This window comes from Mesorhizobium sp. CO1-1-11, assembly GCF_020164995.1.
In the GTDB taxonomy this organism is placed as follows: domain Bacteria; phylum Pseudomonadota; class Alphaproteobacteria; order Rhizobiales; family Rhizobiaceae; genus Mesorhizobium; species Mesorhizobium australicum.
Genome location: NZ_JAIUHE010000014.1, coordinates 193503 through 202014, shown reverse-complemented (window position 1 = coordinate 202014; position 8512 = coordinate 193503). Strand labels below are relative to the sequence as shown.

The window sequence follows — 8512 nt, the reverse complement described above, 5'->3', positions numbered from 1 at the left end:
TCCAAAACCCCTTCGGGCCAAAAGTGTTACCCATGTCTCCGGTATAAACCGTAACCTATGTGTCCGGAACGGACCTTAAAATGATGGTGCCCAGAGGCGGATTCGAACCACCGACACGCGGATTTTCAGTCCGCTGCTCTACCAACTGAGCTATCTGGGCCTGTTCCGGCTAACGAAAACTCGCGCTCCGGATTTCATGAAGGCACCGTGGGCGCCCCTTGAAAGCGCGTGGGTTATAGCATGGGAATCCGGCCTGTCCAGCGCCCAGATGTGGATTTCCCGCAGGAAAAGAAATGTCGCCCGATGGGTCGGTTTCCATGCCGTGCGCCCGCCTATCTGGCGCTTGGCAGCCCCTTGCGGAAGTCGGATGGGGTCATGCCGGCCAGCTTGCGGAAGGATTTGTTGAAGGCGCTGAGCGAGCCGAAGCCCGAGTCCATGGCGACCCGCAGCACATTGGCGTCCTGATGCATCAACAGCGCCTGCGCGTAGCTCAGCCGCAACAGGTTGACGTATTCGTTGAGCGTCATGCCGGTTGATTTCTTGAACAGGCTCATGGCGTATTTGGGGTGGATATCGGCGGCGGCCGCTATGTTCATGCAATCGATGTCGTAGAGGAAATTTTCGGCGATGAAATCGCACATGCGCCCGACATTGCGTGAGGACTGCTGGTCGAAGGGACTGCCCGCCTCCTGCCCGGCGGCGTTTTCCGGCACCAGCCGATAGGGCTCGAACCGCACCCGCTCCAGCCGCAGCAGGAGTTCGTTGACGGCATGCTCGGTCTTGGCCGGATCGCCCGAACGGGCGTAGCGGTTCCAGCGGGCGAAATTGTCATTGTCGGATTGATCGGTGGCGCTTGTCACCAGCGTCGCACCCGTCATCAGCCGGTGGCGTATGTCCGCCGGCAGGTGCAGCCGGAAGAAATGCACCAGCGGCAGGTGCGCGCCAGCATAGACGGCGTCGTCGCTCAAATCGTCCATCTGGTGCGGCAGGCCGCCCCAGAACAGGCACATCTCGCCGGCCGAGAGCGAGATTTCGTGCTCGTTCATGCGGTAGTGGACGGAGCCGCGGACGATGAAATTCACCTCGACCTGGGCATGCCAATGCGGTTTCAGCATCACCAGCGGATTGGTGTGGAACATCTGCAACAGCAGCGGCAGGCCTTCCACGCTGCTGGCACCAGGCTGGTAAAACGGCCGTTCGGGCATCTTACTTTCCGCCAATTTCGTATTCCCTTTGTCGGGGACAGGCCTTTGCCGGTGCCTAGTCTAGCCAGGCTCGCAGAGAGAGCAAATGAAATGGGAGGATTTCAATGCGCATCACACTGTCCTGCGCCGCGCTCGCGCTTGCCTTGGGCTCAGCCCCGGCCTTCGCGCAATCCGGCGAAATCACCATCTGGAGCTGGAACATCGCCGCCTCGTCGCTGAAGGCAACGGTTGCCGGTTTCAACAAGGTCCATCCCGACATCAAGGTCACGGTCCAGGATCTCGGCAACCAGCCGACCTATGACAAGTCGATCGCCGGATGCGCGGCCGGCGGCGTCGGCCTGCCCGATATCGTGACCATCGAGAACGGCGAGGCCGAGAATTACTGGAGCCAGTTCCCCGACTGTTTCGTCGACCTGCACACGTTGGGCTACACGGCGGAAGACCAGAAGAAATTCCCCGATTTCAAGCGTACCGAACTCGAAGTCGGCGACAAGGCCTATGCCATGCCGTGGGATTCCGGCCCGGTCGCCGCCTTCTATCGCCGCGACTTCTATGAAAAGGCCGGCGTCGACCCGGCATCGATCAAGACCTGGGACGATTTCATCGCCGCCGGCAAGAAGATCCAGGCCGCCAATCCAGGGGTCTCGATGACCAATGCCGATTTCAACGGCGACAGTGAATTCTTCCGCATGATCTCCAACGAACAGGGCTGCGCCTATTTCGCCGAGGACGGCCAGTCGATCACGGTCAACCAGCCCAAATGCGTCGACGCCATGACCAAGGTCAAGGAGATGAAGGACGCGGGCATCGTCTCGTCGGCCGATTGGGGCACCAAGATCACCAACAACACCGCCGGAACCGTCGCCACCCAGGTCTATGGCGGCTGGTACGAAGGCACCATCCGCACCGAATCGGCCGGCGAAAACGGCAAATGGGGCGTCTACCTGATGCCAAGCCTGACCGCGGACGGGCCGCATGCCGCCAATCTCGGCGGCTCGTCGCTCGCCATCACCTCGGCGTCGAAGAACAAGGAAGCGGCGTACGAGTATTTGAAATACACGCTCGGCACCAATGAAGGCCAGATCACCATGCTGAAGGAGTTCGGCCTCGTCCCATCACTGGTCTCGGCCCTGAACGACCCTTACGTCAGCCAGGGCCAGCCCTACTGGGGCGGCCAAGCGGTGTGGAAGGATATTCTGGGCACCTTGCCCAAGGTCGTTCCGAGCCGCGGCACGCAGTTCCAGAGCGATGCCGAGATCATCGTGCGCGCCGTGCAGACCAAATACCTCGCTGGCGGATATCCCGACGCCAAGGCGGCACTCGACGATGCCGCCAGCCAGATCGCCTCGGCGACTGGGCTGCCTGTCAAGTCCTGAACTCCCAGGACGGGGTCCGGGACGGCAGCTATGTCGTCCTGGACCCGCCGCTTGCACGCTTGCTTTCAACACCAGGGATGAAGGAGGACAAAAGATGCGCGCCCGCAATGCCACGGCCTATCGCTTCCTTACGCCCTATCTCCTGATCTTCGCCATCTTCTGGGTGTGGCCGATCATCTCCTCGTTCCTGATCTCGTTCCAGGCGACGCGCACCGTGCCGTGGCGCTTCGCGCCCGGTTTCAACTGGGGCCGGCTGGTCGGCGACCCCGCCTTCTTCAACGCGCTGAAGAACACGCTGCTCATCCTCGTCATTCAGGTTCCGGTGATGATCGCGCTGGCCATGGTGATGGCGGTGCTTCTGAATTCGCCGCTGCTCAAGGCGCGCGGCCTCTACCGCTTCGCCTTCTTCGCCCCGGTGGTGGTCGGCGAGGTCGCTTATTCGGCGGTGTTCCGGCTGATGTTCAGCCTCGATTTCGGGATCGTCAACAAGCTGCTGAACAGCATCGGCCTGCCCAAGGTCGACTGGTTTTCCAATGTCACGCCGGCCATGGCTCTGATCATGATCGCGGTCACCTGGCGCTGGGCCGGCTACAACGCCATCATCCTGCTGGCCGGCATGCAGTCCATTCCCGAGGATGTCTACGAGGCAGCGACGCTCGACCGGGTGAGCAAGCTCAAGCAATTCTTCTACATCACCCTGCCGCTGTTGAAGCCGGTCATCGTCTTCTGCGCGGTGCTGTCGATCATCGGCACCATGCAATTGTTCACCGAGCCGTTCCTGATCACCGAGCGCGGCGGGCCGGGCGGCGGCACCGAGACGCTCGGTCTGCTGCTTTACCGCCAGGGCTTCCGCTCGCTCAATTTCGGCTATGCCTCTGCCGTCGCCTACACCATGGCCGGGCTGGCGATCGCCATCACGCTGGTGCAGCTATGGCTGACGAGGGAACCGAAATGAGTTCGCTCTCATCGGCAAGACTGAAACGAAGCATCGCACTGCACCTCTTCCTGACGCCGCTGGCGCTGATCTGGTTGTTTCCGCTGTGGATGATGGTGGTGTTCTCGACCATGCCCGACAATGGCATATTCAGCCCGGGCATCGAACTGCTGCCGCGCGGCAATTTCGTCGACAATTTCAACAATCTGAAGCGCGACACAGACTTCGTCGGCGCCATCGTCATCTCCGTTTGTGTGGCGGTGACCTACACCGTCTTGTCGGTGCTGTTGACCTCGATGGCCGGCTGGGCGCTGGCCCGCTACCAGTTCTTCGGTAAAAGCGTGGTCGTGGCCATCATCCTGGGCACCATCACGCTGCCCTATGCGGTGGTGCTGATCCCGCAATTCATCATGGTGGCGCGCGACTTCAAGCTTGCCAACACCTGGGTGGCGCTGATCGTGCCGCCGCTGTTCAATTCGCTGGGCGTGCTGTTCATGCGCCAGAGTTTTTCGATGATGCCGGACGATCTGTTCGATGCCGCCCGCGTCGAGGGCGTCAAGGAGTGGCGGATCTTCGTCTTCATTGCCCTGCCGCTGGCGCGGCCGATGCTGGCGGCGCTCTGCATCATCCTGTTCCTCGCCTCCTGGAACAACTATCTGTGGCCACTTCTGATCAACAGCCAGCCGGGCTCGATGACAGCACCCGTGGCGCTCGGCACGCTGATCGGCCTGACCAAAGTGTCGTGGGGCGGCATCATGGCGGGCGCGGTCATGCTGACCGTGCCGATGCTCGTCGTCTTCGTGCTCCTGCAGCGTCATTTCATCGCCGGCATCGCCGCCGGCGCGGTCAAGTAAGGGGCAGAATGGCAACCGTCACGCTCACCGATGTCGCCAAGCGCTTCGGCGCGTTCGAAGTTGTCCACGGTGCCAACATCGACATCGCCGATGGCGAGTTTGTCGTCTTCGTCGGCCCGTCGGGCTGCGGCAAGTCCACGCTGCTCAGGATGATCGCCGGGCTGGAGGACATCAGCGGCGGCGAGATCGCCATCGGCGGCAAGGTGGTCAACGATGTCGAGCCGGCCGACCGCGGCATCGCCATGGTGTTCCAGTCCTACGCGCTCTATCCGCATATGAGCGTCGAGCAGAACCTCTCCTTCGGGCTGCGCATGACCGGCAACCCCAAGGCCGACACCGAGCGGCGGGTGAAGCGCGCGGCCGAGATCCTGCGCATCAGCGAATTGATGGACCGCCGTCCGAAGAAACTTTCCGGTGGCCAGCGCCAGCGTGTCGCCATCGGCCGCGCCATCGTGCGCGAGCCGCAAGTGTTCCTGTTTGACGAGCCGCTCTCCAATCTCGATGCCGAACTGCGTGTCCAAATGCGGGTCGAGATTTCAAGGCTGCACAAGGAACTCGGCGCCACCATGGTCTATGTCACCCACGACCAGACCGAGGCGATGACGCTGGCCGACCGGATCGTCGTGCTGCGCGCCGGCCATATCGAGCAGATCGGCAGGCCGCTGGAGCTCTATGACGATCCCGACAATATGTTCGTGGCCGGCTTTGTCGGTTCGCCGAAGATGAATTTCATCAAGGCCCATATTGTCGGGCGTGATGAAAAAGGGGTCGTGGTCGAGCTGGCCGGCGAGGAGAAGACCCGCATCACGCAACCGTTGAAATGCGCAGGGCCCGAACTGGGTAGCAAAGTCATCGTCGGCGTGCGGCCGGAACATTTTGGCAGCGCCGGTGAAGGAGACGCCGACCTGACCGCCGCCATCGACGTGGTCGAGCATTTGGGCGGCACGAGCTTCCTCTATGCCCGAACGGCCCATGGCGAGGATGTGGTGATCCAGCGCGACGCGGCAAAGATTCCCGACACCTCGGAGGTCACCGTTTCCATCCGCAAATCCTACCTGTTCGACGAAAAGGGGCTGCGGCTGCGCTGACCGGCCGCCCCTTTCCAAGCCCGCAAGGAGAATGACATGACTGCATCAACGCCCATTCGCTGGGGGATTCTTGGGCCGGGCGGCATTGCCAAGGCCTTTGCCGGCGGCGTCGCCGGTTCGCGCACCGGGAAACTGGTCGCCATCGGCGCGCGTAACCCCGGCAAGCCGGGTCTGGCCGAGAGCTTTCCCGGCGCCCGCATCCTCGACGGTTATGACGCTCTTCTCGCCGATCCGGAAATCGACGCGATCTATATCGCGGTGCCGCATTCCGGCCACGCGCAATGGGCGATCCGGGCGGCGGAAGCCGGAAAACATGTGCTTTGCGAAAAGCCGCTCGGGCTGACCGCCTTCGAGGCCGACGCCATTATGCATGCGGCGCGCAAGGCCGGCACCTTTCTCGGCGAAGCCTTCATGTACCGGCTGCATCCGCAGACGCAGCAACTGGTGGGCCTGGTCAAGTCCGGCGTCATCGGCGAGATCAGGATGATCAAGTCGAGCTTCGGCTTCGCCATGCCTGATTTCATGCCGGAGCACCGGCTCTACGCCAACGACCTCGCCGGCGGCGGCATCCTCGACGTCGGCGGCTATCCCGTGTCGATGGTGCGCCTCATTGCCGGCGCTGCCGCGGGAGAGCCATTCGCCGAACCCGACAAGGTGGTGGGCGCCGCCCACCTTGGCCAGTCCGGCGTCGACGAATGGGCCTCCGCTGTCCTGCATTTCCCCGGTGGCATCGTCGCCGAGGTTTCCTGCAGTATCTCGCTGAACCAGGACAACGTGCTGCGCATCTTCGGCACCAAGGGCCGCATCGAGGTGCCGGACTTCTGGTTCGCCGGCGGCGACCGCGATGTCGGCCTCGGCCGGATCGACGTGATCGGCGCCGACGGCGCGCAAGAGACCATCAGCGTCAACGAGAAGCGCCATGTCTATTCCTTCGAGGTCGATGCCGCCGGCGAGGCGATCCGCGCCGGGCGACAGGAATTCGCCTGGCCGGGGATGGGCTGGGCCGACAGCCTCGGCACCTTGCGCGTGCTAGACAGATGGCGCGCGGCGGTGGGGCTGGAGTACGAGATCGAGAAGGCCTCGCTGCGCACCAACACCATCTCCGGCCGACCTCTGCGGCCCGGCGGCACCGCGATAGGCAAGCGCACCATTCCGGGCCTGCCGAAACCGACCTCCGTGGTGGCGCTCGGCTTCGAGGATTTCCGCACCTTCTCCTCCGGGTCGATCCTGCTCGATGCCTTTTTCGAGGCTGGCGGCAATCTGTTCGACACCGGCTACGTCTATGGCGGCGGCTACACCGAGACGCTGCTCGGCCAATGGCTGAGAAACCGTGGCGTGCGCGAGCAGTCGGTGATCATCGCCAAAGGCGCGCACTCGCCGCTCTGCTATCCCGACGTGATCGCAAAGCAGCTTGCCCAGTCGCTCGACCGCCTGCAGACCGACCATGTCGACATCTATTTCATGCATCGCGACAATCCGGACGTGCCGGTCGGCGAGTTCGTCGACGCCATGGACGCGGAGGTCAAGGCCGGGCGTATTCGCGGTCCCTTCGGCGGCTCCAACTGGACGATGCAGCGCATGGACGAGGCCATTGCCTATGCCGAGCGCACTGGCAAGCAGAAGCCCGGCGCGCTCTCCAACAATTTTTCGCTGGCCGAAATGCTGGAGCCGATCTGGGCCGGCTGCATCACCTCCTCCACCGACGACTGGAAAGCCTGGCTGACATCCAGGCAGATGCCGAATTTCGCCTGGTCGAGCCAGGGACGCGGCTTCTTCACCGACCGCGCCGGGCGCGACAGGCTGGACAGCGAGGAACTGGTGCGGGTCTGGTACTCCGAGCGCAATTTCGGCCGCCGCGACCGGGCGATCGAACTCGCCGCCAGGCTGCGCAAGAGCCCGATCCATATTGCGCTGGCCTATGTCCTCAACCAGCCTTTCCCATCGGTCCCGTTGATCGGGCCGCGCACGCTGGGCGAACTGGACGACAGCCTGCGGGCGCTGGACATCGCGCTTTCGCCAGCCGAACTCGAGTGGCTGGACGGCGGCAGCCTGCACGCGGCCTGATTAGGTCTCAAGCGGCATCAGGTCTCGTCGTCCGACACCCTGGCGCCGCGCCTGGCCGGCGTTCGCAAGCTGGCATACATGCCGGTGGTGCGGAACTGGCTGGGCGTCGTGCCGTAGAGGCGGCGAAAAACCTTCGAAAAATAATTCGCATCCTCGAAACCGCATAGAATTGCCACTTCCTTCACCGGCAGGAAATCCGCCTTGGTCAGCAATTTCGCCGCCCGCTGCAGCCGCTGCTGCAGCACGAACTCGGCGGGCGGCAGGCCTTCGCTTTCGGCGAAGCAGCGCGAAAAATGAGCCCGGCTCAGCCCGCTGATCTGGACCAGGTCCGCCACCGGCAGGGCTTTGTCGAGATTGGCGTTGATATGATCGATGACCGGCTGCATGGCACTCTGTTTTTCGGCAAAGGCGTGCGAGCCGAACACATCGTCGTAGAGCGCCATCGCCGCCTCGTAGGCGATGGCCGAAGCAGCGCCTGGAGAAGCGGCCCCTTTGATAAGACGCAGACTGCAATCGGCGAGATGATCGATCGTCGCCGGCTGTAGCCGAAAGACCGGTCCCGACACGTCGAGGATCGACTTGTGGACGCGCAACGCTTCCTCACCGTTCATCGAGATCCAGAAATATTCCCAGCGCTCGCCCCTGGCCAGCCAGTAGCGGTGGTTGTGCGGCACCAGCACCAGCAGCGTATCGTTCGTCTGCAGGCGGTAATCGCGGTTTTCGTAGCGCAACCGGCCGGTACCGCCGATCGTATGCTGCAGGACGGTGAACGGTGTCTGACCGCGCTTTCGCCCGTCCCAGTCATAGGTCACGTCCTCGCGCACCTCATAGCCCGTGCTCGTCGGCATGGCATGCAGGCGCTGGCGGCCGCGCGGCAGCGAGACGGTCCGCATCGACTCTCCGTTGGCGATCAAATCCCGCAGCACAAAATTACCCCTGAAAGCATAATCCTTCTCTGGTCGCGCCCGCGAATAAGCGCATAATCACGCCT

7 protein-coding genes and 1 tRNA gene are annotated in these 8512 nt (G+C 62.9%); 5 read left to right on the top strand and 3 right to left on the bottom strand.

The window, feature by feature from the left end; translation table 11 throughout:
- Nucleotides 1–84: 84 nt before the first annotated feature.
- Nucleotides 85–160: transfer RNA gene (locus LB554_RS18650), tRNA-Phe, on the bottom strand.
- A gap of 172 nt (nt 161–332) precedes the next feature.
- Nucleotides 333–1205 carry a helix-turn-helix domain-containing protein gene (locus LB554_RS18645; protein ID WP_140614694.1) on the bottom strand — a complete coding sequence of 291 codons (873 nt, stop codon included), beginning with the start codon at nt 1203–1205 and terminating at the stop codon, nt 333–335.
- A 104-nt stretch (nt 1206–1309) separates the two neighbouring features.
- Here LB554_RS18645 and LB554_RS18640 point away from each other — a divergent pair, with 104 nt between their 5' ends.
- From LB554_RS18640 to LB554_RS18620, 5 genes are all read left to right on the top strand, one after another.
- Nucleotides 1310–2581: an ABC transporter substrate-binding protein gene (locus tag LB554_RS18640; protein ID WP_140660714.1), complete on the top strand. Its 1272-nt coding sequence runs from the start codon at nt 1310–1312 to the stop codon at nt 2579–2581.
- A 94-nt stretch (nt 2582–2675) separates the two neighbouring features.
- Nucleotides 2676–3536, top strand: coding sequence for a carbohydrate ABC transporter permease (locus LB554_RS18635; RefSeq protein WP_015316252.1), 861 nt, complete (start codon nt 2676–2678; stop codon nt 3534–3536).
- The gene (locus tag LB554_RS18630) at nt 3533–4369 is read left to right on the top strand and encodes a carbohydrate ABC transporter permease (RefSeq protein WP_224586122.1); all 837 of its coding nucleotides are present in this window, start codon (nt 3533–3535) and stop codon (nt 4367–4369) included. Before LB554_RS18635 ends, LB554_RS18630 begins: the two co-directional genes overlap by 4 nt.
- 8 nt (nt 4370–4377) lie before the next feature.
- Nucleotides 4378–5457: an ABC transporter ATP-binding protein gene (locus LB554_RS18625; RefSeq protein ID WP_224586120.1), complete on the top strand. Its 1080-nt coding sequence runs from the start codon at nt 4378–4380 to the stop codon at nt 5455–5457.
- A gap of 36 nt (nt 5458–5493) precedes the next feature.
- Nucleotides 5494–7521, top strand: coding sequence for an aldo/keto reductase (locus LB554_RS18620; RefSeq protein WP_224586117.1), 2028 nt, complete (start codon nt 5494–5496; stop codon nt 7519–7521).
- A gap of 17 nt (nt 7522–7538) precedes the next feature.
- On the opposite strand, the gene LB554_RS18615 is transcribed toward LB554_RS18620, so the two are convergent.
- The gene (locus LB554_RS18615; RefSeq protein WP_140821283.1) at nt 7539–8414 is read right to left on the bottom strand and encodes an AraC family transcriptional regulator; all 876 of its coding nucleotides are present in this window, start codon (nt 8412–8414) and stop codon (nt 7539–7541) included.
- Nucleotides 8415–8512 lie beyond the last annotated feature (98 nt).